The organism is Gemmata obscuriglobus, assembly GCF_008065095.1.
Lineage (GTDB): Bacteria > Planctomycetota > Planctomycetia > Gemmatales > Gemmataceae > Gemmata > Gemmata obscuriglobus.
In genome coordinates, this window is record NZ_CP042911.1 from 6,619,622 (window position 1) to 6,646,469 (window position 26,848).

The following is a 26,848-nucleotide window of genomic DNA, read 5'->3' on the forward strand; positions in this document are numbered from 1 at the left end:
CACGACTGGCGCAGGTTACCGGGACGACGGCCCCTCACGGATCGAGGGGCGCTGCGAAGGATCACGGAATGATCATCTGCCGGACCCCTTATCGCATCTCGTTCTTCGGCGGCGGCACCGACTACCCCGCGTGGTACCGGCAACACGGCGGCACCGTCCTCGCCACCGGCATCGACAAATACTGTTACCTCACCTGCCGGTACCTGCCGCCGTTCTTTGAGCACCGCATCCGGGTCGTGTACCGGCAGATCGAGACGTGTCTGACGGCCGACGAGGTCGAGCACCCGGTGGTCCGGGCGGCGCTCCAGCACCTGAACATCGACCGCGGCGTAGAGATCCATCACGACGGCGACCTGCCGGCGCGCAGCGGGATGGGGTCGAGTTCCGCGTTCACGGTGGGCCTGCTCCACGCCCTGCACGCGCTCAAGGGCGAGATGCCCACGAAGCACCAGCTCGCGAAAGAGGCGATCCACCTGGAACAGAACGTTCTGGGCGAAACGGTCGGCTCGCAGGACCAGACGGTCGCGGCGCACGGAGGCTTCAAGCACGTCAAGTTCCACAGCGACGGCGAAATCGAGGTCTCACCGCTGGTGCTCCCGGCGGGGCGCATCGCCGAGTTAAAGTCGCACCTGATGCTCGTGTACACAGGCATCGTGCGGACCGCGGCGGACGTGGCGCAGAGCTACGTTCCCGGACTCGAAACCCGGCGCCGGCAGCTCCGCATCATGAAAGAAATGGTGGACGAGGCGATCGAGATCCTGACCGGCGGGGTGAACCTCGTCGCGTTCGGCGAACTGCTCCACGAAGCGTGGCTCGCGAAGCGGAGCCTGAGCGCCGCGGTGTCGAACCCCGAGGTGGACGCACTCTACCACACCGCCCTTGAAGCCGGCGCGATCGGCGGGAAGCTCACCGGCGCCGGCGGCGGCGGGTTTCTGCTCCTGTTCGTCCCGCCCGAGCGGCGAAACGACGTTCTGGAAGCGCTGGACGGCTGCATTCACGTTCCGTTCGAATTCGAGAACGGCGGCAGCCAGATCATCTTCTACGAGCCGGGAACCGACTACGAGGCGGTCGACCGCGCCCGCGGGTCACGCCGCCGCACGTTCAAGGAACTGCCCCGCCCGGCCCTCCACCCGACGGAGGCCGCATGACCCCGCACACGCGCGTTTTCGTGGCCGGCGGGAACACACTGTACGGTCACGCGCTCACCACCCTACTGCGCGCCGAAGGGTTTGAGAGCCTTGTTGGTGTGGGCACAGCCGAACCGGACCTGACCGACGCAGCGGCGACCGACGCGTTCTTCGCGCAGGAACGCCCCGAATGCGTCTTCCTGTGCGCCGGGCGGTCCGGCGGGATCGGGCTGAACCGCGCCGCGCCGGTCGAGCTGATGCGCGACAACTTGCTCACGACGCTCAACGTGCTGGCGTCCGCGCACCGGCACGGAACGGCGAAGCTGCTGTACCTTGCGAGTTCGTGCGCGTACCCCAAGCACGCCGCTCAGCCGCTGCAAGTCGAGTCGCTCGGCACCGGCCCGATGGAACCGACCAGCGAGGCGTACTCGACCGCGAAGTTCGCCGGGTGGAAGCTGTGCGACGCGTACCGGCGCGAGTACGGGTGCCGATTCGTCACGGGCTTCCCGGCGAACGCGTTCGGCCCGCACGACGACTTCACGCCCGAGGGCGGGCACGTTATCCCCGCCCTGCTCCGCCGCGCTCACGACGCCAAGTCGCGTGGCGATGCGGAACTCGTGGTGTGGGGCACCGGCGCCCCGCGCCGGGAGTTCGTGTACTCGCGCGACCTGGCCCGCGCGTGCCTCTTCGTGGCCCGCAACTACGAAGGCGAGGCCCCGATCAACCTCGGCGGCGGCACCGACCTGAGCATTGCCGACGTGGCCCACGCGGTCGCGGAGGTTGTGGGCTTCAAGGGCCGGTTGGTTTTCGACACGACCAAGCCGGACGGCGCCCCGCTGAAGGCGCTCGATTCGGCACCGCTGCTGGACATGGGCTGGCGGCCGGAGTCGGACTTCCGGGCCGCACTGAACGAGACGTACCACTGGTTCCTGCACCACCGCGCCACGGAGGGCCGCACGCATGCACGCCGGGCTGTATAGGTCGCTGTATCGCATTCGCCGCGTCGAGGAAGAGATCGCGCGGGTGTACGCGACCGACAAGATCAAGAGTCCGGTCCACCTGTCGATCGGGCAGGAGGCGGTGTCGGTCGGCGTGTGCGACGTGCTGCGCCCCGACGATGTCGTGTTCGGCACCTACCGCGGGCACGCCATGTACCTCGCCAAGGGCGGGGACATGAGCGCGATGGTGGCCGAGTTGTACGGGAAGGTGACGGGCTGCACCCGCGGCAAGGGCGGGTCGATGCACCTCATCGACACCGAGTGCGGGGTGATGGGCACGTCCGCGGTGGTGGGCACGACGATCGCCAACGCCGCCGGCTACGCTTACGCGCTGAAAGTGCGGCGCTCCGACGCGGTGGTGGTGTGCTTCTTCGGAGATGGCGCCACGGAAGAGGGTGTGTTCGCCGAAACGCTCAACTTCGCGGTGCTGAAGAAGCTGCCCGTGCTGTTCGTGTGCGAGAACAACGGGTACGCGATCCACACCGCGCAGTCGAAGCGTCAGGGGCTGCCGGACATCTGCGCCCGCGCCCGCGCCTACGGGATGCCGGCCGAGCGGCTCGACGGCAACGACGTCCTTACCCTCCGCGATAAGGCCGCGGACCTGGTCGCACAACTGCGGGCCGGCGCCGGGCCGCAGTTCCTCGAAGCCACCACGTACCGCTGGCGCGAGCACGTGGGGCCGGGGCAAGACTTCAAACTCGGTTACCGGTCGCAGGCCGAGTGCGAGCGCTGGTACGAGAGCGATCCCGTGCGCGTGCTCGCGGCCCAATTGCCCGCGGATGTGCGAACGAAGATCGAGGCCGCGGCGGAGCGCGAGGTGGCCGCGGCGTTCGAGTTCGCCGAGAGCAGCCCGTTCCCGCACCCGTCCGAACTCATGACCGACATCTTCACGGAGGACAGCAATGAGTTTGCCGCTTGTGGGCGCTAAGACGGCGCCGCGGGTCGCCCCCAAAGTCGCGACCGAGCGAACGAAGTCCTTCGTCGAGGCCGTGCGCGAGGCCACCGAACTGGAAATGGCCCGCGACCCGAACGTCGTGCTGTTCGGGCTCGACGTGGACGACCCGAAGGCGATCCAGGGCACCACGCTCGGGCTGCCGGAAAAGTTCGGCGCGGAGCGGGTGTTCGGCACGCCGCTGTCCGAGGACGCGATGACCGGCGCGGCGATCGGCATGGCCCTCGCCGGGCTGCGCCCGATCCACGTCCACATCCGCATGGACTTCCTCTTACTGGCGGTGAACCAACTGCTGAACGTGGGGGCCAAGAGCCGCTACATGTACGGCGGGCGTGTGAATGTGCCGATGGTCGCGCGGGCGATGATCGGCAAGAGCTGGGGCCAGGGCGCGCAGCACTCGCAGGGCTTGCACTCGTTCTTCATGCACGTGCCGGGCATCAAGGTGGTCGCGCCTTCGACGCCCTACGACGCGAAGGGCACGCTGGCCGCGGCGGTCCGCGACGACGACCCCGTGCTGTACGTCGAACACCGGTTGCTGCACTTCCAAAAGGGGCCGGTCCCGGCGGAGGCCTACACGGTCGAACCGGGCAAGGCGCGCGTCGCGGTTGCTGGCGACGACGTGACCGTGGTGGGCATCTCGTACATGCAGGTCGAGGCGCTCCGGGCCGCGAAGTACCTGGAAGACGTTGGCGTGAAGGCCGAAGTGATCGACCCGATCTGGCTCAACCCGCTGGACACCGACACCATCGCAGAATCGGTGCGGAAGACGGGCCGGCTTCTGGTGGTTGATACCGCGTGGACCAACTGCGGCGCCGCGGCCGAAATCGTGTCACGGGTGGCGGAGAAGCTCCAGGGCGAATGCGCGTTCCGGTTCAAGCGGATGGGCTTCGCGCCGACCACGTGCCCCACGACCCCGGTGCTGGAAGACGCGTTCTACCCGAACGCCCAGAAGATCGCGGCGGCGGCCCGCGACCTGGTTGAGGGTCGCGCGTGCGGGTGGATCCCGGCCGAGCGCGCGGACCTGCGGAGCATCGAGTTCAAAGGCCCGTTCTGATCTTGCCGGAGCGCGGGCCTCCGGCCCGCTTTTGCCCGGGCGCCGGTAACACGGACAACGTCATCGCCGCGCACAGCGGAAGCGGGCCAAAAGCCCGCGCTCCGGCGCGACCACACACGGCAGTACACCACGGAAGACGCACATGCCGAGCACGAAGCCCGCGGCCAAACTGAACTGGCCGCTGATGAAGAACAACATCGCCCGCGAAGACCTCAACGCGGTCATCGAGCTGCTGCAACAGGAAGACCCGATCCTGACGCAGTCGAAGAACGTCCGTGCGTTCGAGGCCGAGTGGTCCCAGTGGCTCGGCGTGAAGCACAGCGTGTTCGTGAACTCGGGCTCGAGCGCGAACCTCGTCACGATCGCCGCGCTGAAAGAGTTGCACGGCGCCGGCGGCGAGGTGATCGTCCCCGCGATCACCTGGGTGTCGGACATCTCCGCGGTGCTCCACTGCGGGTTCACGCCGGTGTTCGCGGACATCAACCCGCGCACGCTCAGCATGGACACGGAGCAGATCCTGTCGAAGATCACGCCCCAAACCCGGGCCGTGTTCCTCACGCACGTCCTGGGGTACAACGGGCTCACCGATAAGCTCCTCACAGAACTGAAGGCCCGGGGCATCCCGCTGATCGAAGACGTGTGCGAGTCGCACGGCGCGACCTTCCGGAACCAGAAGCTCGGCAGCTTCGGCTGGGCGTCGAACTTCTCCTTCTATTACGCGCACCACCTCAGCACTATTGAGGGCGGGATGGTGTGTACGGACGACGAGGACCTGTACGAAGCCGTCCGGATGATGCGCGGGCACGGGATGGTGCGCGAGCTCGCCGGCAGCGACCGCAAGGCCGGCTACTTCGAAGAGAATCCGGACCTGAACCCGGACTTCATCTTCGCGTTCCCGGCGTACAACGTGCGCAGCACCGAGGTGAACGCCGTCATCGGCCGCTCGCAGCTCCCGCGCCTGGACGCGAACAACGAGAAGCGCACGGCGAACTTCATGCTGTTCCTGCGGAACCTGGACCCGGACCTGTACCGCACGGACTTCGACACCGAGGGGAGCAGCAACTACGCGTTCACTCTCGTGTTGAAGGAGCCGAACCAGGGTCTTTACGAGCGCGTCGTTGCGGCCCTGCGGGGCGCGAATGTGGAGTTCCGCCGCGGCACCGCGGGCGGCGGGAACCAATTGCGCCAGCCGTACCTGCGCCGGCTCCTGGGTGACGACGCCTGGAAGCAGTGCCCGATCGCGGACCACGTCCACTTCTACGGGTTCTACATCGGCAACTACCCGACCCTCGACGCCGACAGCATTCTCAAACTGTGCGACCTCTTGAACGGTCTGAAGTAACCCCCGCCTGCCCGGCGGGGCAGGCGTTCACCGCGCCGGGCGTGAGTGCTACGCCCGGCCGTGCCCCATCGACGGACACTCAACATGGCGCCACGACTCGACCTCGTTCTGATCAACCCGAGCAGCCGCACGCAGGTGTACCAGTCGCTGGGCACGGAACTCGCGGCGGTGGAAAACCCGGTGTGGGCCGGCCTGATGGCGAACTTCTGTCGCCAGAAGGGGCTGTCGGTCGAAATCATTGATGCCGAGGCCGAGTGCCTTTCGCCCTCCGAAGTTGCCGACCGAGTGGCGTACCTGCGCCCGGTGCTAACGGCGGTCGTGGCCTACGGGCACCAGCCATCGGCCTCGACGCAGATCATGACCGCGGTCAGCCGCGCGTGCTCCGCCGTAAAGGTGGCGTGCTCTGAACAGCCGGTTCTGCTGCTCGGCGGACACGTCGCGGCGCTGCCGGAGCGCACGCTCCGCGAGGAAGAAGCCGATTTCGTCGCCGCGGGCGAAGGGGTCCACACGCTCGCCGGCCTGGTCGAAGCACTGAAGTCGGCGGTGCCGGACGTGAGCGCCGTGCCCGGGCTGTACTTCCGCGACAACGGCCGCGTCCGGCGCGGGCCGGCGGCACCGCTGCTGTCGAATCTCGACACCGAGTTGCCCGGAATCGCCTGGGACCTGCTCCCGATGCCGCGGTACCGGGCGCACAACTGGCACTGCCTCGGCGGGCACGAGCGCCAGCCGTACGCCGCCGTCTACACCACCCTCGGCTGCCCCTACCAGTGCTCGTTCTGCTGCATTCAGGCGCCGTTCAAGAACGGTGAGGTGGCCCCGCTCGGACAAAAACAGCCTCCAAACAGCTACCGGTTCTGGAGCATCGATCACGTCCTCGGGCAGATCGACACGCTGGTGAACAAATACGGCGTGCGGAACATCAAGATCGCGGACGAGATGTTCGTGCTCAACAAGCGGCACGTCGTCGGCATCTGCGACGGCATCATCGCTCGGGGCTACGATCTGAACATCTGGGCCTACACCCGGGTGGATACCATCAAGGACGGGATGCTGCCGAAGCTCAAGGCGGCCGGGTTCAACTGGCTCGCGGTCGGGATCGAGGCCGGGGCCGACCGCGTCCGCACCGACGTGGACAAAGCGTTCTCCCAAGAACAGGTCTATTCGGTGGTGCGCGAGATCCAGTCGGCGGGCATCAGCGTGATCGGGAATTACATCTTCGGGTTGCCCGAAGACGACCACGCCACGATGCGGGCGACGCTCGATCTGGCGCTCGACCTGAAGTGCGAGTTCGCAAACTTCTACTCCGCGATGGCCTACCCGGGCTCGCCGCTGTACGCCACGGCGACCCAGAAGGGCATCCCTCTACCCCGGCGCTGGACCGGCTACTCGCAGCACTCGCGCGACAGCCTGCCGCTGCCCACGCGGTACCTGCCGGCGCGCGAGGTGCTGAAGTTCCGCGACGCCGCCTTCACCGAGTACTACACCGACCCGGGCTACCTCGCGATGGTCGAGCGCCGCTTCGGCGCGCAATCGGTCGAAGAACTCCGACGCATGACGGCCATCACGCTCGAACGCGACCTGCTCTCGGGCGCCTTGGACGTGGAACCGACGCTCCTCCCCCCGGACGAGGCGCAGACCACGCCGGCCGAGTTGCTTCAGCTCGCGAAACGGTAACGGTTCCGCCCCCGCAGCACAGGGCTCCCGCCCTGTGCTAAGCCCGCCGGCCCCTCCGGGGCGGAATACAGGCACAACGGCGTGTCGGTTGTTTTTGCACCCCGGAGGGGTCGCCGGATGTAGCACAGGGCGGGAGCCCTGTGTCCTCCTCACGACCGCTTCAGCCACTCGAACGGCTTCCGCAGCAACGAGCGCAACCAATCAGCCGCACGATGCCGTCGCGGCGGTACCGCCTGCTTTCGTCGCTCCAGTTCTTGATAGAACCCGAGTAGTGTCGTCCAGGCCGCGAGCGCATCCGCCGGCGGCAGATTGCCTGCGTGAGCGAACTGGCGCAGCACCCGCTGGTGGTTTGCGAACCAATTCGTGCTGCGCGAGAAGCCTCCCGGCCGGTGCCGGTAGTAGAACAGGTGCGCGGGCACCACACCGAGCCGGTGACCGGCGTGGACCAGTTTCACGAACGCTTCCCAGTCCTCGCATGAGGTGCCGCGGTCGGTCTCGTACCCATCAACGGCACGAAGCGCAGGCGTGCGGAAAATGGCGTTCGCATCGCCGTACACGTTGCGAATGCTGGCGAGCGCGTGCGGCCCGCCTGTTGGTCGAAGGGCGTACAGAAACTGTTCGGGAACGAAGCCCGGCGCCGGCACGTCGAACGCCAGGAAGTAGGACGACATCGCAGCAAGTTCGGGGTTCCGCTGCATGGCGCGCACGAACGTCGCCACCATCTCGGGCGTCGCGAGGTTGTCCGCGTCCACGGGAATAAAGAACTCGCCCCGGGCGAGTTCCAGGCACCGGTTACGGGTCACACCGATGCCCGCATTCGGCTGGCGCAGGAAAGTAAACCGCGGGTACTTTGTCCGCATCGCCTCAAACGTTTCAATCGATGCGGCATCCGTAGAGCCGTCGTCGATCGCGATGACCTCGAGGTTCGGGTAGGTCTGAGCGGCCAACGTCGCGAGCGTATCGGGGAAATATGCGCCCAAGTTGTAATGAGCGATGGCGAGCGTCACAAGCGGCGCGGCCTCTTGTGACGTTCCTGAATTGGGGGCGGGCAACGGCGAGGTGTTCTTCGCACCATTGCGCATCGCCCAGTGATTCCGCTTTACGAACTCGACCAGCTCGGCATCCGGGGTATGTTGCTCGTCGGCGTTCTCGAACTGGTACCGTTCAATGTAATCCGTTTCCACATCGACAAAGCCTGACGGCCACCGCTGACCGGCCTCCCGATCCCGCTGGCTGTTGCCGTCAAGGATCACGGCGATCGGCACATCTCCGAACGCTAGTCCGGCCCGCTTCGCCTGCACCGATCGAAAACCCAGACCTCCCTGACCCACGAACGCGATCAGCCCGTACTGCCGCTCACGGTGCCGGGCTTCGAGCCAATACCGAACCCGGTCCGAGAGTTCGGCCGGGCCGTTTCCGTGATGCTCACGGACCTGCGCGTCTCGCGGAAGATCCCCCACCGTATCGGCTGCGAAAACGTCCACGTCCCAACCCGCCCGGGTCAGTTCGCGCTGAGCGGGGTGTTGACGGATCAAGCAGCCGGGGACAACGAGGCAGGCGCTCCGGCGCTCCGGCGGATCGTCTGAAAGCACGCGAGCGCCTCCTGAATCACTTCGTCGGTGTTGAAATATCGGTACTGCGCCAGCCGGCCGCAAAAGTACACACGGTTGCTCGCCGTTTCCGCCTCGGCAAGAGCACGATAGCGGGCGTACAGTTCCGCACTTGCACGTTGCGGCACCGGGTAGAACGGCTCTCCTTCGGCGCACGGCGTTTCGTAGCTCACGACCGTCTCGGCGTGGCACTGCCCGGTCACGTGTTTGATCTCGACGGAGCGCGTGTAGGTGAAGTCGTTGGGGTAGTTGATCTGCACGCACGGCTGGCGCCAGGCGACCGCGTGCGGCACGAACTCAAACTTCAACGACCGGTACGGCAGTTTCCCGAGCCTGTTATCGAAGTAGGCGTCCACCGGCCCGCAATAGACCGTTGCCCGGCGCGGATGGATCAGATGGCGCACCTCGCTGAAATCGCAGTTCAGAAGCGTGCGAATCTTCGGGTGCTTCAGCATCCGCGCGAACAACTTCGTGAACCCGCCGGCCGGCATCACCTGGAACTTGTGCCCCACGTACCGCCCATCCCGGTTCAGGCGCACCGGCACCCGACCGCACACCTGCGGGTCGAGGTCGCGCGGGTGGACGCCCCACTGTTTCCGCGTGTAGTGGAGGTAAAACGCTTCGTACAGCTCGCGCCCCACTCGGCTGAGCACGTACTCTTCCGAGTTCGTGGGGTCGGCGATCGGCACACGGCGCTCCGCGAGGAGTTGCTCAGCGGAGTCCGCATCGAGCTTCCGGCCGAAAAACTGTTCGAGGGTGCCGAGGTTGATCGGGAACGGGTACAGTTGGTCGCCCACCAGCGACCGCACTTCGTACTTCGCCGGCGCGAACTCGGCGAACCGCGACAGGTACCGCAGCAGGTTCTCGTCGTCGGTGCGGAAGTAGTGCGGGCCGTAGTTGTGGACCAGAACGCCGTTCGTCGCGGGCGAGTCGTGGCAGTTACCGGCGATGTGAGGCCGCCGGTCGATGACGAGCACCTTCCACCCGAGTACGCTAGCGGCGCGCTCGGCGACCACGCACCCGACCGGCCCGGCCCCGCACACGAGCAGATCAACGTCGTCGAGCATTCCACACCTCAACGTCGTCGAGCCTTGTCAAAGGCCGTTTTAAGGCCGGCGTTCCAGCGCTCCGGCGTGAACCGCGTGGCGACGGCCTCGCGCGCCGCGGCGCCGAGCCGCCGGCGCACCGCCCGATGCTCCACGAGCAGCGAAACCGATTCGATCAGGCCGTCGATCACCCGCTGGTCCGGGGCGAACAGCGGGCGGTAGTCCTCGCGCAACACGCCACATTCGGAGTCGGCCCACGACACCTTCCCGGCGCGCCCCGGAACGACCAGCCCCGTCACCCCGTGCTCCACGTACTCGGACATGCCCCAGCCGTCCGACACAACGACCGCCTGCCCGTATGACATCGCTTGCAGCACCGAAACGATGTGAATGCGGGCGGCCGGCAGCAAAAAGATGTGCGACTCGGTTTGCAGCCGCGCGAGTTCGTCCGCGGGCATGAATCGGTCGATCACCCGCACCCACCCCGATTCCACCATGCGGTAGTGGCGCTCGTCGAGTTTCGGGAGCGCGGAGCGGACCGTGAGCCGCAGTTGCGGGTACCGGCGACGCAGCACGTCGAACGCTTCCAGAACGTCGATACCACCGCGATAGAAAAACCCTGCACTCAACTGGTGCCACGAGTTTGTGAACAGCAGGTTGATCGGCGCGTCCTCACCCTCGTCGGCGTGCGCCTGCGGCCGTTCCGGCAGCGCGGCGCCGAGGGACGCGTAGGTCACCTTGCGGGCAATCGTCTCGCTGCCGAACAGGACCGGGAGCAGTTCCGCGGTCGAGCGCATGTGCGTCACGATGCCGCGGCAGGACTCGGCTTCGAGGAGCGCCTTCACCGCGCCAAAGCACGGGAGCGACCGCACATCAAGCGCCGCGGTGTGGCCGTTCTGCACGAACGGGAAGAACAGCGTGGAGGGGTCTTCGATCTCGATCACCCACGGGTTCTGACCGTAAGTGTACGGCACACTCGTGAGGAACGCGAGCGCGGCGCGCGGGGTCATCACCTGCGACTGGAAGTTGCGCGAGTGCGCGAACCGCACCGACGGCAGCACCCGCCCCGTTTTGCGGACCAGCGACAGCACGAAGCGCGCGAACACGAAGAGGGTCGCGAGCGTGCGAAGCAAGCCGTGCTTGCGGGCGGTTTCGGCCAGCACCCACATGGATAGCCCGAGTGCGACAAGAGCGCGGCCGATGCGGGCCGAGAGACCGGGTGGCGTATCGTCATTCACACCGGGAGCGGAATTCCGAAAGGCGTACCCTTCGGGTGGAGCGTGCGTATGAGCGAACTGCGGGTGTACGCCACAATTCCCGAACCGCTTGAACACCGGTAGCCAGCCGAGAAACTCGACCGGAAACGGCTCCGCGGCGCCAGTCGGTTCTCCGCGCGGGCCAGCGATTTCGGCAGTACCGGTAGCGCTCACGTTGAGGGTCCGTACTCTTGGGGAGGTGAGAGCCTACTCCATCCGCGAACCGGGTGTCAACGCGGGCCGCGCGAGGCGGTTCCGGACGGCCCGCACGAACCCGCTCGCGTTCTTGCGTCGGGCACAGTTGATCAGCCTCGTCAGCGCCGCCAGGCTCTCCCGAACCGGGCGCCACCACGGTCGGCGTATCACGATTTGCCGCCCCGGCGTGCGAACGTCGAACGAATGCCCGACCGCGGCGAGCGTCGCCCGCCACTCGCCCTCCGCGGTCGAATTTGTCCAGCCCTCGATCACCGCCCGCAGCCGCAGGGCGAGCTCTTTTCGCTCTGGAAGGAGTGCGTCGAACAGCGGCGCGTCGAGAGCGAGAACCGCGGGATCGGACATGTACACCACCCCGGCTTCCGGGTGCTGCACCGCGTTGTCGTGCTCGAAGATCACGTCCGGCAGGTACACGATGCGCCGCTCGCCCAGCACCGCGAGCAGATTGAACGCGTCCTCAATGTGATCGTCGATCCGGTAGCGGTGATAACAGGGCGGACAGATGCCCCCGGCCAGTTCGCAAAACGCACGCGACACCAGGGGGAACACGCACAGGTTGTCGCGCATCAGGGTGTCGTTGACGTGAACCAGCGCGAACGGGTCCGGGAACCGCCGCAGGCAGCCAAAAACGAGAGCGTCCCAGCCCGGCGTGCGGGCGGTCACGTCGTCGTTCAGCAGCATGACGTAATCGCCGGTCGAAGCTTCGTAGCCGGCGCTATTGAGCGCGCCCATCGTGCGGCCTGGCGGAACGACCACGTGCCGCACCTTCAACCGCGGGTGGGTTACCGCACTGGCGGGATCGTCCGCGTCGATCACAAGAACGACTTCGAGCCGCTCGGGGTGATAGGCGGTCGCCGCCACGCTGTCGAGCATGCGGCGCAACTTCGCGGGCCGTCCGCGCGTCGGAACGATCAACGAAAGGCACCGTCGCATGTCGCGTGCTCGTGATGAAACAGCCGCAGGCGATTTTGACGGGATCGACAGAATCCCGTCAAAATCGCCTAACTCAGCGTCCTATAAATCCCGTTTATCTCGTCAACGGCCCTTCTCGCTCAGGCCATCAGCGGGTCGACGTTGAACGCGCGGCTCAGGCCTTCGTAGTGGAACAACTTTGCGTGCGGAGTGATGACGGTTACCCGCCCGGCCGCGCCCAGGCGCCGGCACAGGTCGGCGTCGTTGAGCGAGTCTTGCAGGTCCTCATCGAACCCGTTCGCCGACTCGAACACGTCCCGGCGCACGAGCAGGCACGCCGCGGTCACCGCGGGAACGATCCGCATCACACGCAGCTCACCGTTCTCACCCACTGCCTCTGCCGGCTCACCGCGGTACGGATGGACCCAGGCCCCGTCGCTCCGCGGGAACAGCCCTGCGTGCTGAATGGTCCGGTCCGGGTACAGTAGTGTCGCGCCCACCGCGCCGACCGCCGGGTCCGCCGCGAGAACCAGCATCCGTTCGAGCCAGCGGCGCGTGATGACTTCAGTGTCGTTGTTCAGAAACACCAGGTGATCGCCGGTCGCCTTTCGCACGCCGAGGTTACACAGCCGCGAGAAGTTGAACGGCTCGTCGCAGCGGACCAGTTTGATGTTCCGCTGCGCGCTGATGCCCGCGAGCAACCGAGCGGTACGCGGGTCCTCGCTCCCGTTGTCGACCAGCACCACCTCGGTCTTCTTGTAGGTGCTGCGCCGCAGGCTCCGCAGGCAGTTGCGGAGCAGTTCCGGGCGGTCGCGGAACGGGATGATGATGCTGACCGTTGCGTCCGGGACCGCGCGTGCCCCCCCCGTGTACGGAACGGCCAGTTCGGTAACGACCTTCGGCACAACGGCCGGGTGCGGTACGAACCGGCGCACGAACCGCCGGACGAACTCCGCCGCCCGCGCGACCTTCGAGTTCTCGCGCCCGGTCAGCTCGTTCTGGAGCAACTCCGCGCGCTGCCACTCGGCGTGGTAGCGCTGGTTCAGCAGGTGAATCAGCCCAGCGTAGGGGTTGCCCCCGCGGCGCCGCTTCCGGGACGTTCGCTCGCTCATTGTCGCGGCTCCATTCAGGCGTTCTGGAACGGACCTTTCGACAGCATCCGGTAGCCTTTGATCAGTTCGCCGATGCCGGCCTCGAGCGAGCGCTGCGCCTCGAACCCCGCGGACTTGAGCCGGGCACTGGAGACGATGTAGTTCCGCTTGTCCGGGTCCTCCCCGATCGCGGCGAAGTGGATGTAGAACTTCGGCACCTGCTTCTTCACCGCGAACGCGAGTTGCTCCTTCGACAGGTTCGCGGAGTCCAGGCCCAGGTTGTACGGCCGGTTCGACATCGCCGCGCCGTTCCGGATCGCGTGAATGAACGCGTCGGCGACGTCGCGCACGTGGACGAAGTTCCGCTTGAAGTCCTTCTCGAACAGCACGATGTACCCGTCCTTCACGGCCGCGTACACGAAGTGGTTCACGAGCAGGTCGAGCCGCATCCGGGGTGACATCCCGAACACCGTGGCGAGCCGGAACGTGACCGCGTTCGGGCTGTCGAGCAGCAGTCGCTCGGCGTCGCACTTGGTGCGGCCGTACAGCGAGATCGGCTCCAGGGGCGTGTCTTCGGTGCACAGCGTCGCGCCGGTGGTGGCGCCGTAGCCGCTGTTCGTGTTCGGGAACACCACCAGTTGGTTCGGGCTGCGGAGCTTGTTCAGGAGCCGCACCGACTCGAAGTTGACCGACTTCGTCAGCGCCGGGTCGCGGTCACACGCGGACGCCCCGACGATCCCCGCGAGGTGAACGACGTGGTCCGCGTCCTTCAGCGCGGCCCGCATCGTGGCCTCGTCGCGCACGTCGCCCTTGACGAAATCGAACGCGGGGTTCGCGCACAGGTGGAACAGCCCCTGCCCGGCCCCGTAGGTGAGGTTGTCAAGTGCGGTGACCGCGTACCCGGCGCTCAGGAGGTGCTCGCACAGCACGCTGCCGAGGTAACCGAGCCCGCCGGTGACCAAAACGCGCTCGCTCATCCGTGAGTTCTCCTGGAGGGTGGGAGAGTTTAGGCGCAGGAAATCGCGCGATTCAAGCCCACTTCACCGGAGCGGCCCGGCGAACGCGATGCAGTACGCGGCGGGCGAGTGAGGGACGGCGCGCGACCGCCGCCAGTTCCGCCGCGAGCGCGTTCAGCTCCGCCACCTGTGTGCCGAGGCGGGCTATATCCGCGCGGGCGCCTGCCAACGCGTGCTCCAGCGTTCCCCGGTGTCGGGCCGCATCCGACAGAACCCGATCGGTGATCCGCTCCTTAAGCTCCGCTAGCGTCGGGGCGGTGAGGCACGCGCCGGCGGCGATCAGTCTCTCTCGGGCCACGTCATCAAGCAGCGCGCGCGGATCGGCGGGCTGCGCGACGGCGTACAACCCGCCGCGGCAGAACACCACGTCGTGGCCACGGTAATCGGTGAGCACAAAGCGGCACCCGGTCGCGAACACTTCCTCCTGGGCGAGCACGCCGGCGAGGTATGCGTCTCCCGCGCCGAGGCTGAACGCGGCGGGCGGCTCGGCCGGCAAGTCAGCTGGAGCCGTAAGCGCCGCCCGCCACTCGGGCGGAACGTCCAGTTCGAACCGGTCCCGCAGGAGCGCCTCCAGTTCGAGCGTGCGGGCACGGAGCAGCCCGCGCAGTGTGGGCGCGAGCCGGTCCGGCAGGACGCCAGGCGGCCCTTCCAGAATGCGATCGGCGACAGGAAATCCGGACAGGTCGACGTTCGGGTCAGCTCCAAGGAACGCGAGCACGGCGCGCAGCAGGTCCGCCGGGCGAGACGCGATCGACTCGTAGAACCCAACGAACATCTGCTCGCGAGGGAACACCGCAGACCACCGTCGGAGCTGCCCCAAGTAATCGCCCCCGACCAGCGGCCAGTCGTGCGAGAAATTCGTCCGCCACTGCTCGTCGGTCGCCGACCCGGGACCGCTCGCGGCGAAGTTGGCCTCGCAGTACCGGTGGTTGTGTTTGGCGTGGGACCACGCCCGGGCCACCGGCTCCCGCATCAGGAACACCAGCCGCACGTGAGGCAGCAGTTCCCGGATCTGCCGAATGCGGGCCAGCGGAAGCGCCGCGTAGGACGGTGACGCCTCCCCGGCCCGGCGCGAACCGGCATGGACGAAATGGTCGCAGTACCAGCCGAAATCGAGGCGCTTGTACAGCGAGCTGAAGTACTTCACCTCCTTGACTTCCGGCACGAAAAGGTCGGGGTGACGGCGCAAATTGTCCGCAAGCCACGTGGACCCGGTCTTGGGCGGCGAGATCACCAGGAAATCCGGCCGGCGGTAGCGGAACAGGTGGTGCGGATCGGTCGGCATACCGGTAAGTCCCCTGGTGCGGGCACGCGGACGTTACACCACAGCCCGCACGCCTGACAAGATCGCCCCGGCGGTTGCCGTTGACCCGCCCCCGCGCGGCACCTATAAACCGCCGCCCTTAACGCACCCCGGATGCGGGCGAGGTCCGAACCGATGGCGACCACCGAACTGCTCCCGCGCCCGACCGCCGCCCCGACCGCGCCTGCGGTCCGGCGCGCGTGCTCGGTCACCCTCGTCGTGCCGACGCTCAACGAGATCGTCGGCATGAAGGCGATCATGCCGCGCATCCGGGCGGCGTGGGTCGATCAGGTGATCGTCCTGGACGGCGGCTCGACCGACGGCACGGCCGAGTGGGCGCGCGAGAACGGCTACGAGGTCCACGTCCAGAGCGAGCCCGGCATCCGCCACGCCTACCGGGAGGTGCTCCCGAAGGTGCGCGGGGACGTGATCGTCACCTTCAGCCCGGACGGCAACAGCGTCCCCGAGCTGCTCCCCGAGCTGATCGCGAAGATCGACGAGGGGTACGACATGGTCATCGCGTCGCGGTACAAACCGCCCGCGAAAAGCGCCGACGACGACCTCATCACCGCGTTCGGGAACTGGCTGTTCACGCGCACCGTGAACCTCCTGCACGGCGGCCGGTACACCGACGCGATGGTCATTTACCGCGCGTACCGGACGCGAATCGTCCGCGAGCTGGAACTGGACCAGGACCGCTGGTACCGCACCCCCGAGTGGCTGTTCCGGACGCGGATCAGTTGGGAGCCGCTGCTCTCGGCACGAGCGGCCCGGCGCGGGCTGAAGGTGGCGGAGATCCCGGGCGACGAGCCGCCGCGTTTGGGTGGCGAGCGCAAGCTCCAGGTCCTGAAGTGGGGGGCGGCGTACTACTTCCAGTTCGTGCGCGACGTCTTCTGCTGGCGCTGACGGTGCCCCGGGCGCAGCGCCGTTAGCGCCAGCGATCGAACAGCCCGACCCAACAGCCCGAAACAAGGAGCGGGGCAGATGAGCCAGGAGCGGTTCGCGGAGTGGGTGTGTAACACGTTCGGACCGAAGGCGTTCCGCGACCTCGCGTTCCTCGCGGTGCTGTTCGCGTTCGTGACGGTGGCCTACGGGCCGTCGCTCAGGCACCCGCCCCGCGCGGACCAGTGGTGCTACCTCGCCGACACGGTCAACGACCACACGTTCCGCGACACGTTCCGGCACACCTACTCGTACAACCGCACCCGCCTGGTGGCCCCGGGCGACACCGACCTGTTCCGCCCGGTGCTGTTCGCACTGCTCGCGGCCGAAAAGGCGGCGCTGGGCGGCCACTTCGACTACGTCCAGGCGCTCGGCGTGGGGTTCCACGGCGCCATCTGCGTCCTGCTCCTCGTGGTCCTGCGCCAGACGGCCGGGCTCGTGCGCCCGCCCGAGTCGAAGAAAGAAGTCGGCACGAGCGGGTCCGACTGGCTCATGTACGGAACGGTCGCGTTCTTCGCGCTCAACCCGTGCGTGCAAGAGCTGGTCATCTGGGGCCACCTCCACGGCTACCTGCTGTTCCTGCTGTTCCTGCTCGGTTCGATCAGTTGCGTGCTGCGCTACGCGGCACGCGGGCGCGCCGGCAAGGACGTACAGTGGCCGCTGTACGGGGCGTGGGTGCTGGCCGCGCTGTCCGCGTTCACCTACGAGCTGGGGCAGGTCTACGCGGTGCTCGCCGGCCTGGTGCTCGCGGCCGAAGCGGCGCCGCGCGTCGGGAAGCCCCAGGCGTTCGGCACGTTCGCCGCGTTCGCGGCCGTCCTCATAGGCTACCAGCTCGCGAACCACATCGACCAGAACGTTCACCAGGGGCAGTACCAGCCCGAGAACCTGCACGCCGCGATCGTGAAAGAGGCGGCCACGCCCGCGACGCTCACCCACTCGGCCCGGTACGGTGTGTTCACGGCGGTGCAGCCGTTCTTCCCGTCGCTGGTCCAGACCTTCTACGGCGGGCAGCGGTTGCAGGTGCTCGAAACCGTGTGGACCGGGTCGCGGCTGCGGGTTCTCACGCCGACGCTCGCGGTGTCTTACGCCACCCTGCTCGCGGGTACGGTGCTGGGCGCGGCGGGGCTGTGGCGGGTGGGGCAGTCGCGGGCCCGGCTCATCTGCGCACTGCCGGTGGCGCTGTACGCCGTCTACGCGGCGATGAACGTGCTCGGGCGGATGAACATGCGGCCGCACTCGTGGATTCTGAGCGGCAACTCGTACTACACGTACTTCGCACTTCTGTTCGCGCTGCTGGCCGCGTCGGCCGCGTGGCACGCGACCGGGGCGTGGGCCGTCAACGTCCGGAAGGGGCTCGCCGCCGGGTTGGTGGCGCTGGCCGCTCTGGGGGCCGAACAGGTCTGGCAGGCCAACACGATGGTGGCCCGGGAAGAGCGCGAGTGGACGCGCGCGCTGCGGGCGGTGCAGAAGTTCGTGGACGCGCATGAGGACGAACCCGGGTTCAGCTTCGAGATCGATTACCCGTCGTCGGACCCGGTGCCGGTGGTCCACGGCGAGCGCATCACGCGGCTGGTGTTCGCGGAGTGGATGTCCGCACCGCAGCCCCGGTACCGGATCGCCATTCGCGAAGGGAAAGCCGTTCCGCAACCGGCCCCCGCACAGGCGGCCCGTTAGGGAACCGCGAGAAACCCCGTCCCGGGGGTCAGCGCACGCACGCTGCCGTCCGAGCCGCCAGTTCTTCGAGTGGCGGCTCGTCACCGCGGCTCGGAAACGAACATCGGCACCAGGAACACCATGTCCTCGGACCGCGGCCCGCCCGGGATCACGGTCCCGCCCTGATCGGTGCCGTCGGTGCCGACGCTCCACAACAGCACTTGGCCGGACCGGATTTCGAGCGACTGCTCACTCGGGCCGCGGCCCGGCCCGGGACCGGAACCCGGCCCCGTGCTGCGCGGGGGGCCGCGCAAGACCTCGCCCCTCGACACCCGGTACCCGAACGGCCGCCCGTCCGCATACGGGTCGTCGGGCAAGGCCCGCAGGTACGGGGTTGGCCCGGCCGTCAGGTCGGCGAGCGCCGCGGGGACGAGTCCCTTCTCATCCATGTGCGCGCGGACCGCGAGCTTCAGGATCAGGGCGCGGCGCGTCGCCCGCAGGACCCGGTCCGTTTCGGTCTGGTCCCCGCCCGACCGGTTTCTCACCAACAACAGTTGCGCCCCCGGGCGGCCGACCAGCAGCGCCGGGCTCGCCCCGAACAGGCCGTTCGGCTGGGGCTCGAACCCGAGGCTGAGGAGCCGCCGGGTGCGCTCGCGCTCCCACGGAACCGCCCACGCGAACCCGACCAGGTCGGCCTCCGCCGCCACCTGGTCCGGGTTGCCGCCGGGCGGGGTGAGTCCGGGCGTCAGCCACTGCACCGGCGCGCGCATCTGCTCGCGCAGCACGAACCGATCGGCGAGGTGGTGCGGGCGCATGTCCAGCAGCGGGGACGCGTCGCCGGCGGTGACGGTCAGGATCGCCGCCCGGAGTACCGGGGCCGGCCCCCGCGCGCCGCCCGCCGCCGCTTGCCGGTCCGCCCAGCCGGGGTACCGCTCCAGCCACCGCTCGGCCGCCGCGAGTGCCAGCCGCTCGACGTCCTGGCCGGCGGTCAGCGGCAGCACGCCGCCCCCGTTTTGCATGTTCCGGGCCAGCGCCACCACCGTGACGAACCGCTTCCAGAACGCCTCCGGTGTGCCGCCGGCCTGTTCCTGCAGCCCCCACGCCAGCAGCGCCACCGCCATCCGCCGCGCGCCGTCCAGCATCCCGGCGGTCGCCGCCGTGGTGCTCACCAGCCGGGGCGACTCGAACTGCCCGACCGGCTTCGTCGCCGCGTCTTCCGCGATCGCGTGCCAGGGGCGGTCCCCGGCCGGCAGTTGGGGCTCCGCGAACACCCGGTCCAGCCAGGCCGTGAACTCGGGGTCGCCCCCGGCCCAGCCCGACCGCACCGCCGCTTCTAACCGCTCCGCGGGGCGGGGCCGCAGGCGCACCAGGGCAGCCCCCTCGGGTCCCGTGTCGGCGTACTGAACCGCCCGCGAGTACCGCTCCACGGCGGACCGGAACTCGCGGCCCGCCACGTTCTCGTCGTAGGTCGGTAGCGCGGCCACGTAGGCCAGGTCGTCCTCACTGTCGGGGCGGTCCGGCACCTCCAGCACCCGGAACCCGATCCCGGCGACCAGCGCCGCCAGCGCCGCCCCGGTCCCGGCCCCGAGCCGCACCAGCGGCCCGCGCCCCAGGAGCCGGTCCGTGGTCCACGGGCGGACGACGAGCCGCCCCGTCGCGACCAGCGCGAGCGCCGGGAGCCACACCTGCCAGTGCCGCACCCCGCCGGCCAGCAGCGACGGCCCCCAGAGTGCCGCCAGGCACCCGCCGACCACCACCGCGACCCCGCACGCGACCACCAGCTTGCGGAACACCAGGCCGCACACGTGCCCCGCCGCGAACCCGTACACCGCCGGCACCAGCAGGTACTTCCACGACTGCGGCCCCAGTTCGTCGAACAACCGGTCGCGCAGCGCCACGGCGACGAGCCCGCGGCCGTACCCGAACCGCATCTGGCCCTCGGCCACGGCCCGCACCACCGACGGCGCCAGCAGGAGCGCCAGGAGCCACGCGACCAGGGCGAGGTGCAGCCCCACCTTCACCGCCCACGCGCGGCCGACCGGGAGCCGGCCCTCGGCCCAGAACCCGCCCGTCCGGTGGACCTGTTCGTCGCCGAACGCGGTCACCCCCGCGAGCGCCCCGGCGGCCAGCGCCAGGCCGGGCCACACGAACAGCGGTTGCGCCTCCGGGACCAGCAGCGCGCACCCGAACGCGAGCGCGAACGCGGACAGCACCGCGGCGAGCAGCCGCGTCTGGCGCCAGCCGAGCCACAGCAGCGCGCGGAACCCGGGCGCCCCGCGCGCGCTTCCGGCCCGCCGCGCCCGGTCCGGGGCCGTGAACCAGCGGGCCGAGAGGACCAGCGGGGTCGCGATCATGAGCGCCTCGAACACCAGCCACCCGGCCGGGCGCGGCGGCCCGCCCCCCGGCGGCGCGAACGCGAGGCTGATCGGTATCAGGTAGACGAACGTGGCCAGCACCGCCGCCGGCACCGCGAACCCGACCGAGCCCAACGTGGTGCGCGCGAGCGTCGAGCCGAACGTGCCCCAGACGAACGCCAGCAGCCCGTACACCACGAGCCGCGCGGCGAACCCCGGCGGCGCCAGCCCGAGGGCCGCCGCGATGGCAAGCAGCAGAACCGTTTGGACGAGCGCGAGTACGACCCCGGCGACCACCTTGGCGCGCCACAGCCGCGCCCGGGAGCCCGGGAGCACTTCCAAAAAGGTGATGGTCCCGGCCTCGCGCTCGGCGGCGAACAGCGCGCCCCCGCACACCATCCCCGCGGTGACCACGAGCATGAGGGTGGCGACGCGCCCCAGCCCGAGCAGCCCGACCACGTCCAGCGGTCCGGCGCCGGCCTTGGGCGGCTCGCCGAGTACCGCCGCCGCCGCCAGCAACCCGCCCCCGAGTACCACCAGCGTGGCCCCGATGAGCCACTGCTCCCGGAACTCCTTCCACATCACAGCTCGGATCATCGGACGTCCTCGCTTTCGGACGGCAGCGGTCGGGCACCGGTGCGGGTCAAGGAATCCGACCGGAGCGGGAACGGGCTTCCCCGCTCACGGAGGTGCGGTCGGCCGGATCGTCGGCACATCGGGTATTTCCCCACCCTAATTCCCCCGCGCGGAGCTTCCGGAAGTCCGTGCCCGCCACGCGAGTGCCAAACGGAACGCCTCGGTGCCAAATTCCGTCACCACACGCGGTACTGCCGGCACGAGCCAATCGGACACAAGATTAATTCTCGCAACACCTTGCAACCCGTCAGGCGAACGCGACCGGGGCAACTACCGGGATGGCGTCCCGTGATTGGAACACGTGATTCGCGGGTAGCTGCCACCCAGCGAGCGGGTAGCGAATCGGCAGTCAAACGGCAGCGAATGTCCAGTCCGCGCCCCATCGGCTCCGGCGGCGCCCTCTCGGCCCTCTTCAGCCCCTTTCAGCACCGCGCGAGTCAACCACCACTAATAACAGATGGCAGCGGTCCGTGTTCCGATGTTGAGTGTGGGCCGCTCGCTCCGCGAGCGGGTTCCGTAGCGGCCAACAAAACCGATCGCTTCAACAGCGGCCTCGCGACCGCTCGCGGAGCGAGCGGACCACACTCAAGGCACCACACAGGCGACGGGAATCAACGCCGACCAAGCGGGCGGTCGTAGTCGCGCTGCACGTTTGACGAGCCGCGACCGCCAGGGAGCGGGATACGTGGAACCGCTCCCTGGCGGTCGCGGCTCGTCGGAACAGACATCCACAGTAGGGTTGTGTATCAGCGGCCGAATGCTCGCCCCACTCTACCCATCACTCCCCCACCTTCCGAACCATCGGCACCGCGCCGGCCTCCGGGGCCTTCGACATGAGCGCGGCGTACAGCTCTTCCAGCCCCACCGGCTGGTCCTCGAAGTCGGTCACGTCCGGCCGGTTCCGCAGCGCCGCCACGGCATCGGGATCGGGGTCGCGCACCAGCACCTGCCAGAACCGCCCGGTGGCCGAGCGCTCGAGCAGCGTCCCGAGGCCGGTCGGGTCCGGCGGCGAACCGGTGAACCGCAGGCTCAGCCGGCGCACCTGCTTGCGCACCTGTTCGAGCGTGGTGGACATGATCATCTGGCCGTCGCGGAGCAGCCCGACGTGCGTGCAGGCCCGCTCCAGTTCCGCGATCGAGTGGCTGGTGACGAACACCGTGCGGCCCGCCGCCGCCAGCTCGCCCAGGCTCGCCAGGAACTCGCGCCGCGTCAGCAGGTCGAGGCCGGACGTGGGCTCGTCGAGCAGCAGCACCTCGGGCTCGGGCGCCAGCGCCAGCGCCAGCCCGACCCGCGCGTACCCGCCCTTCGAGAGGTCCTTCAGGCGCTTGGACGTGTCCAGCCCCAGGCGCTCCGCGGCCGTCTGGAACCGCCCCAGAAACCCCGGCCGGTGGAACGAGGCGGTGAACCAGCCGATGTCCGCGACCGTCATCCAGTCGTAGAACCGCGGCCGCTCCGGCATGTACCCGACCCGGTGCCGCAGGTCCGTCGCCTTCGACCAGCAGTCGAGCCCCAGGATGGTGGCCGTCCCGGCGTCCGGCGGCACCTGGCCGGTGAGGATCTTCATCGTGGTGGTTTTGCCGGCCCCGTTGTCGCCCAGGAAGGCGTACACGGACCCGCGCGGCACCCGCAGGTTCAGCCCCTGAAGGGCGGGCTTCCCCCGATACCGCACCACGAGGCGGTCGATCTGAATCACGTCTTCGGACATTGGCAGCGCTGTCCCGGTCGTGCGGAAGGGTCCGGTCCCGTGGCGCGGCGCCCGCGCCGTCCAACGGCACGCCACTACAACCGGGCGAAGAACTTCTCTTTGACCTGCGCGTTGACAACCCACTCCTCGGGCCACTCCCCGGCGAGCAGCTTCACGATCGCCTGGGCGGGCACGCGGGCCATGTCCTGGCGCGACTGCTGGTCCACGCCCGCCGTGTGGGCGGTCAGGACGACGCTGTCGAGGCCGAACAGCGGGTTCGTCTTCGGCGGCTCGACCTCGTACACGTCGAGCCCCGCCCCGGCGATCGTCTTCGCCACCAGCGCGTCGTGCAGGTCCTTCTCGTGAACGATGCCCCCGCGGGCGGTGTTCAGCAGGAACGCCGACGGCTTCATCAGCGCGAGCGTGTCCTTGTTGATGATGTTCTTCGTCAGCGGCGTCTTGGGCACGTGCAGCGTAACGACATCCGACTCGCGCAGCAGTTGCTCCAGCGGGACGAACGTGACGTTGTGCGCCGCCGCGAAGGCGTGGTCGGGGGCGATCTCGGTGGCAATCACCTTCAGGTCGAACGGGATCGCCCGCCGGGCCACGGCCTTCCCGATGCGCCCCAGCCCGATCACACCAAGTGTCTTGCCACGCAGGTTCCCCACCGCCCGGCGCGGCCACAGCCCGGCGCGGATCTCGGTGTCCTGCTCGCGGAGCTTGCGCGCCAGCGCGAGCATCAGCAGGAAGACGTGTTCGGCCACCGCCTCCTGGTTCGTGCCCGGCGCGTAGCACACCGCGACCCCGTGGTCCGTCGCGGCCTGCAGGTCAACGGCGTCGTACCCCACGCCCGCCCGCGCGATCACCTTGAGGCCCGCCTCGGCGGCCTTCGCGATGACCTCGCGGGTGTAGGGCTCGCTGCCGGCGAGCGACGCGACGCACCCCGGCAGTTGCGCCAGCAACTCCGGCACGCTCATTTGCTGTTCGGTGAATACGTGGTCGCGAGGGGGATACTCAATAGCATAGCCCGCTCCGCGTAGAATGGGGCCGTAGGTGAACTCGATCTCGCGGAGCGGGGCCGGGGCGACCAGAACGCGGCGACTCATGATGGGGCTGACCCGGGAGAAGTCTCAGAAGGTTTGCGATCAGAATACGGAATCGTGTCCGGTCGTGAATCATCTAAGATGACGAACCCGCCCTTAGGAACCGGTGTCAGGACCGCCAAGCGGGCCGCGGGCGGATTCGCAGGCCGCGCGAGCGACCGGGTTCCGGGCGTTCGGGTTAGGGAACGAAAATACGGGCTGGGGCGCGCCTGACGCGCCGCATTCGGGGAATCGAGGCCATCTTGCTTGACCCATGACTTAAACCGGCTGAATATTACACACAAGAGGTGCGGGAGTTCCGCACCCGATATCAGCCGGCATGGCACGAACCCGAAACATCCCCCGGAGGAAGGGCCACGACAACGGTGCACCTCACACCCGTTGGCACGCGGAGAACCGACCCTTCGGAGGCCGTCACCATGCCCTGAAGGAGGCCACTTGAACACCGCCACGTTGAGCACGTTGAGCCCGGTGGACACGGTGCCCACCCCGACCGCGAAGCCCCTGAGCAGCGCCCTGCACCGGGCCTGTGTTGCCGCGCGAACCGCCGCCGACAACAAGGGGCGCGACATCGTCGTTCTGGACATGCGGTCCAGTACCCCCCTCTTTGATTACTTCGTCATCAGCACCGGCACCAGCCGCCGCCAGATCCACGCGGTGGCCGAAGAGACCGACGCCGCGCTGCGGGCCGAGGGCGACACCCGGCTCGGGATCGAGGGGTACGAGGCCAGCAAGTGGATCGTGCAAGACTACGGCGACGTGATGGTTCACGTGTTCGACACCGACACGCGCGACTACTACAAGCTCGAAGAGCTGTGGGCCGACGCCGTGAAGGTGGACTGGGAGCGCGAAGAGTAACGTGACCGCCCGCAGGAACTTCCTGTGAGCGTCCCTATAACGAACCTGTCGGCCGCGTCGCGCCTCTATCGGGGCGTCGGCGTTCGGCCGACAGTCGCTTTTCCGAACGCGAAACGCGAGGTTCGGAGCGCGAAACGAAAACCACCGACCGTCTCGCGTTCGGCACCACGCACCCTCATGAACCTGCTCACCCAACTTCGTTCGCTGTTCGAGCCGGCCCTCACGGGACTCGCGCCGGACCGCGCGAAGGTGCCGGACCTGCTCGGCGCGATCAAGCCCGCCGCCAACGCCGACAACGGCGACTACCAGGCGAACTGCGCGATGGCGCTGGGCAAGCAACTGGGCCAGAAGCCGCCGGAGGTCGCAAAGGCCCTCGTCGCCGCGCTGCCGGCCAACGACCTGCTGGAACCGCCCACGGTCGCGGGGCCGGGGTTCATCAACCTGCGCCTGAAGCCCGAGTTCCTCGCCAGAGCCCTACAGGAAATCGCGACCGACCCGAAGCTCGGGGTTTCGCCGGCCGCGAAGTCGAAGACGTTCGTGATCGACCTGAGCGGCCCGAACGTGGCGAAGCCGCTGCACGTCGGCCACCTGCGCAGCACGATCATCGGCGACGCGCTGGTGCGCATCCTGCGGTTCCTGGGCCACACCGTCATCGGGGACAACCACCTCGGTGACTGGGGCACGCAGTTCGGCATCCTGCTGTACGGGTACAAGAACCACCGCGACGACGCGGCGTTCGCCGCCGACCCGGTGCGCGAACTGCTGCGCCTGTACATCTTCGTGCGCAAGCAAGCGGCTCTGGCCGAAGGCGAGGACGAAGAGGGCGGCGCGGACAACCCGGTGATGGCGGCGTGCCGCGCGGAAACGTCCAAGCTCCACGCCAACGACCCCGAAAACGTCGCGCTCTGGAAGAGCTTCATGCCGGCGTGCATGGAGATGTTACGCCCGATCTACGAGCGCCTTGATGTGAAGATCGATCACGCGCTCGGCGAGAGCTTCTACAACCCCATGCTTGCGGGTGTGGTCGCGGACATGCTCGCAAAAGGCATCGCGGTCGAGAGTAAAGGCGCGATCGTAATCCCGAACGCGAAAGGCATCGTTCCCCAAACGCCCGAGGAGCAAAAGAAAGAGGAGCCACCGGCGATCATCCGCAAGCGCGACGGAGCCTTCACGTACACCACCACCGACCTCGCCACGATCAAGTACCGCGCCGAAACGTGGAAGCCGGACGCCATGCTTTACGTGGTGGGCGCCCCGCAGGCGCTGCACTTCAAGACGGTGTTCGCTCAAGCGAAGCGCTGGGGGGTCGATGGTATCGAGTTCCAGCACGTACAGTTCGGTTCCATGCTCGGCGCGGATCGCAAGATATTCGGCACCCGTAAGGGTGGCGCGTTGGAACTCATGGAGTTGCTTAATGAAGCCGCCGCGCTGAGCCTCCAGAAGTACGAAGCGAATACCGCGGAGCGTCGCTCGTTCGGGCACAAGATCTATGAAGCGGAGGCCTCTGAAAAGCAAGAAATTGCGGAGGTCGTTGGTGTCGGTGCGGTGAAGTACGCCGACCTGAGCCAGAACCGCACGACGGACTACGTATTTGACCTCGACAAGATGACTGCGACGGTTGGCAACACGGCCGCGTACATGCAGTACGCATACGCACGCTGCCGTAGCATCTTCCGTGAAGGGGGCGTTGACGAGGGCGTGTTCCGCACCGCACCGCCCGCGGTGACGTTACCACACGCCGCAGAGCGGGCGCTCGCTCTCCACTTGCTCCGCTTGCCGGAGGCGGTCGAAGCAGCGGCAGCAGACTATGCGCCGCACCTGATTACCGCGTACCTGTGGGATTTGGCGAAGGCGACGAGCGTGTTCTACGAAGGCTGCTCGGTACTCAAAGCGGATACGCCGGAGCTGAAAGCCAGTCGGCTACTGCTGGTCGATCTGGTGAGCCGGGTCATCAAGCAAGCACTCGAATTGCTCGGTATCCGCGTCGTGGAACGGATGTAGAACGTTCGGGTGAGGCATTGTGC

At 68.1% G+C, this 26,848-nt stretch carries 20 protein-coding genes; 10 read left to right on the forward strand and 10 right to left on the reverse strand.

Annotated elements, in window-relative coordinates; translation table 11 throughout:
• Positions 1-68 precede the first annotated feature (68 nt).
• From GobsT_RS27635 to GobsT_RS27660, 6 genes are all read left to right on the forward strand, one after another.
• Entirely contained in the window at positions 69-1,148 is a 1,080-nt protein-coding gene (locus GobsT_RS27635; RefSeq protein WP_109570838.1) for a GHMP family kinase ATP-binding protein, read from the forward strand.
• Positions 1,145-2,107, forward strand: a complete 963-nt coding sequence (locus GobsT_RS27640; protein WP_109570837.1) for a GDP-L-fucose synthase family protein — start codon at positions 1,145-1,147, stop codon at positions 2,105-2,107. The genes GobsT_RS27635 and GobsT_RS27640 overlap by 4 nt, the downstream gene beginning before the upstream one ends.
• A complete protein-coding gene (locus tag GobsT_RS27645; RefSeq protein ID WP_109570836.1) occupies positions 2,088-3,053 on the forward strand; it encodes a thiamine pyrophosphate-dependent dehydrogenase E1 component subunit alpha in 966 nt (321 codons plus the stop codon). Before GobsT_RS27640 ends, GobsT_RS27645 begins: the two co-directional genes overlap by 20 nt.
• A complete protein-coding gene (locus GobsT_RS27650) occupies positions 3,028-4,131 on the forward strand; it encodes an alpha-ketoacid dehydrogenase subunit beta (protein WP_050790353.1) in 1,104 nt (367 codons plus the stop codon). The genes GobsT_RS27645 and GobsT_RS27650 overlap by 26 nt, the downstream gene beginning before the upstream one ends.
• Before the next feature lie 142 nt (positions 4,132-4,273).
• A complete protein-coding gene (locus GobsT_RS27655) occupies positions 4,274-5,473 on the forward strand; it encodes a DegT/DnrJ/EryC1/StrS family aminotransferase (protein WP_010047626.1) in 1,200 nt (399 codons plus the stop codon).
• Positions 5,474-5,557: 84 nt separating this feature from the next.
• Positions 5,558-7,147: a B12-binding domain-containing radical SAM protein gene (locus GobsT_RS27660; RefSeq protein WP_010047624.1), complete on the forward strand. Its 1,590-nt coding sequence runs from the start codon at positions 5,558-5,560 to the stop codon at positions 7,145-7,147.
• Between the two features lie 149 nt (positions 7,148-7,296).
• Here the strand turns inward: GobsT_RS27660 and GobsT_RS40015 are convergent, their stop codons facing one another.
• The 7 genes from GobsT_RS40015 to GobsT_RS27695 all read right to left on the reverse strand — a co-directional run bounded on the left by GobsT_RS40015 (position 7,297) and on the right by GobsT_RS27695 (position 15,576).
• The gene (locus GobsT_RS40015) at positions 7,297-8,229 is read right to left on the reverse strand and encodes a glycosyltransferase family 2 protein (protein WP_232068495.1); all 933 of its coding nucleotides are present in this window, start codon (positions 8,227-8,229) and stop codon (positions 7,297-7,299) included.
• Positions 8,230-8,678: 449 nt separating this feature from the next.
• Positions 8,679-9,824, reverse strand: a complete 1,146-nt coding sequence (glf, locus tag GobsT_RS40020; protein WP_010047620.1) for a UDP-galactopyranose mutase — start codon at positions 9,822-9,824, stop codon at positions 8,679-8,681.
• An 8-nt stretch (positions 9,825-9,832) separates the two neighbouring features.
• Entirely contained in the window at positions 9,833-11,041 is a 1,209-nt protein-coding gene (locus GobsT_RS27675) for a glycosyltransferase (protein WP_148087894.1), read from the reverse strand.
• A 225-nt stretch (positions 11,042-11,266) separates the two neighbouring features.
• A complete protein-coding gene (locus tag GobsT_RS27680) occupies positions 11,267-12,205 on the reverse strand; it encodes a glycosyltransferase family 2 protein (protein WP_109570835.1) in 939 nt (312 codons plus the stop codon).
• 119 nt (positions 12,206-12,324) lie between these two features.
• Positions 12,325-13,296, reverse strand: coding sequence for a glycosyltransferase family 2 protein (locus GobsT_RS27685; RefSeq protein ID WP_010048189.1), 972 nt, complete (start codon positions 13,294-13,296; stop codon positions 12,325-12,327).
• A gap of 14 nt (positions 13,297-13,310) precedes the next feature.
• Positions 13,311-14,252 carry an NAD-dependent epimerase/dehydratase family protein gene (locus GobsT_RS27690; RefSeq protein ID WP_010048188.1) on the reverse strand — a complete coding sequence of 314 codons (942 nt, stop codon included), beginning with the start codon at positions 14,250-14,252 and terminating at the stop codon, positions 13,311-13,313.
• A 52-nt stretch (positions 14,253-14,304) separates the two neighbouring features.
• Positions 14,305-15,576, reverse strand: a complete 1,272-nt coding sequence (locus GobsT_RS27695) for a sulfotransferase family protein (RefSeq protein WP_010048187.1) — start codon at positions 15,574-15,576, stop codon at positions 14,305-14,307.
• 153 nt (positions 15,577-15,729) lie between these two features.
• Here GobsT_RS27695 and GobsT_RS27700 point away from each other — a divergent pair, with 153 nt between their 5' ends.
• Both GobsT_RS27700 and GobsT_RS27705 read left to right on the forward strand, forming a co-directional pair.
• Entirely contained in the window at positions 15,730-16,500 is a 771-nt protein-coding gene (locus GobsT_RS27700) for a glycosyltransferase family 2 protein (protein ID WP_010048186.1), read from the forward strand.
• A 78-nt stretch (positions 16,501-16,578) separates the two neighbouring features.
• Positions 16,579-18,210, forward strand: coding sequence for a hypothetical protein (locus tag GobsT_RS27705; protein WP_010048185.1), 1,632 nt, complete (start codon positions 16,579-16,581; stop codon positions 18,208-18,210).
• An 80-nt stretch (positions 18,211-18,290) separates the two neighbouring features.
• On the opposite strand, the gene GobsT_RS27710 is transcribed toward GobsT_RS27705, so the two are convergent.
• The 3 genes from GobsT_RS27710 to GobsT_RS27720 form a co-directional block, all read right to left on the reverse strand.
• A complete protein-coding gene (locus tag GobsT_RS27710; protein WP_109570834.1) occupies positions 18,291-21,140 on the reverse strand; it encodes an ABC transporter permease in 2,850 nt (949 codons plus the stop codon).
• Positions 21,141-21,957: 817 nt separating this feature from the next.
• The gene (locus tag GobsT_RS27715; RefSeq protein ID WP_010050733.1) at positions 21,958-22,884 is read right to left on the reverse strand and encodes an ABC transporter ATP-binding protein; all 927 of its coding nucleotides are present in this window, start codon (positions 22,882-22,884) and stop codon (positions 21,958-21,960) included.
• A 74-nt stretch (positions 22,885-22,958) separates the two neighbouring features.
• On the reverse strand, positions 22,959-23,969 hold the full coding sequence (locus GobsT_RS27720) for a phosphoglycerate dehydrogenase (RefSeq protein WP_029601310.1): 1,011 nt from the start codon (positions 23,967-23,969) through the stop codon (positions 22,959-22,961).
• 435 nt (positions 23,970-24,404) lie between these two features.
• On the opposite strand from GobsT_RS27720, the gene rsfS reads away from it, so the two are divergent.
• On the forward strand, positions 24,405-24,824 hold the full coding sequence (gene rsfS / locus GobsT_RS27725) for a ribosome silencing factor (RefSeq protein WP_010050729.1): 420 nt from the start codon (positions 24,405-24,407) through the stop codon (positions 24,822-24,824).
• 177 nt (positions 24,825-25,001) lie between these two features.
• On the forward strand, positions 25,002-26,825 hold the full coding sequence (gene argS, locus GobsT_RS27730) for an arginine--tRNA ligase (RefSeq protein WP_109570833.1): 1,824 nt from the start codon (positions 25,002-25,004) through the stop codon (positions 26,823-26,825).
• Positions 26,826-26,848 lie beyond the last annotated feature (23 nt).

Excerpts from the sequence above, each read along its gene's own strand:
- GobsT_RS27635 (WP_109570838.1), top strand. The coding sequence starts at position 69 with ATGATCATCTGCCGGACCCCTTATCGCATCTCGTTCTTCGGCGGCGGC.
- GobsT_RS27640 (WP_109570837.1), top strand. The coding sequence starts at position 1,145 with ATGACCCCGCACACGCGCGTTTTCGTGGCCGGCGGGAACACACTGTAC.
- GobsT_RS27645 (WP_109570836.1), top strand. The coding sequence starts at position 2,088 with ATGCACGCCGGGCTGTATAGGTCGCTGTATCGCATTCGCCGCGTCGAG.
- GobsT_RS27650 (WP_050790353.1), top strand. The coding sequence starts at position 3,028 with ATGAGTTTGCCGCTTGTGGGCGCTAAGACGGCGCCGCGGGTCGCCCCC.
- GobsT_RS27655 (WP_010047626.1), top strand. The coding sequence starts at position 4,274 with ATGCCGAGCACGAAGCCCGCGGCCAAACTGAACTGGCCGCTGATGAAG.
- GobsT_RS27660 (WP_010047624.1), top strand. The coding sequence starts at position 5,558 with ATGGCGCCACGACTCGACCTCGTTCTGATCAACCCGAGCAGCCGCACG.
- GobsT_RS40015 (WP_232068495.1), bottom strand. The coding sequence starts at position 8,229 with ATGCGCAATGGTGCGAAGAACACCTCGCCGTTGCCCGCCCCCAATTCA.
- glf (WP_010047620.1), bottom strand. The coding sequence starts at position 9,824 with ATGCTCGACGACGTTGATCTGCTCGTGTGCGGGGCCGGGCCGGTCGGG.
- GobsT_RS27680 (WP_109570835.1), bottom strand. The coding sequence starts at position 12,205 with ATGCGACGGTGCCTTTCGTTGATCGTTCCGACGCGCGGACGGCCCGCG.
- GobsT_RS27685 (WP_010048189.1), bottom strand. The coding sequence starts at position 13,296 with ATGAGCGAGCGAACGTCCCGGAAGCGGCGCCGCGGGGGCAACCCCTAC.
- GobsT_RS27690 (WP_010048188.1), bottom strand. The coding sequence starts at position 14,252 with ATGAGCGAGCGCGTTTTGGTCACCGGCGGGCTCGGTTACCTCGGCAGC.
- GobsT_RS27695 (WP_010048187.1), bottom strand. The coding sequence starts at position 15,576 with ATGCCGACCGATCCGCACCACCTGTTCCGCTACCGCCGGCCGGATTTC.
- GobsT_RS27700 (WP_010048186.1), top strand. The coding sequence starts at position 15,730 with ATGGCGACCACCGAACTGCTCCCGCGCCCGACCGCCGCCCCGACCGCG.
- GobsT_RS27705 (WP_010048185.1), top strand. The coding sequence starts at position 16,579 with ATGAGCCAGGAGCGGTTCGCGGAGTGGGTGTGTAACACGTTCGGACCG.
- GobsT_RS27710 (WP_109570834.1), bottom strand. The coding sequence starts at position 21,140 with ATGATCCGAGCTGTGATGTGGAAGGAGTTCCGGGAGCAGTGGCTCATC.
- GobsT_RS27715 (WP_010050733.1), bottom strand. The coding sequence starts at position 22,884 with ATGTCCGAAGACGTGATTCAGATCGACCGCCTCGTGGTGCGGTATCGG.
- GobsT_RS27720 (WP_029601310.1), bottom strand. The coding sequence starts at position 23,969 with ATGAGTCGCCGCGTTCTGGTCGCCCCGGCCCCGCTCCGCGAGATCGAG.
- argS (WP_109570833.1), top strand. The coding sequence starts at position 25,002 with ATGAACCTGCTCACCCAACTTCGTTCGCTGTTCGAGCCGGCCCTCACG.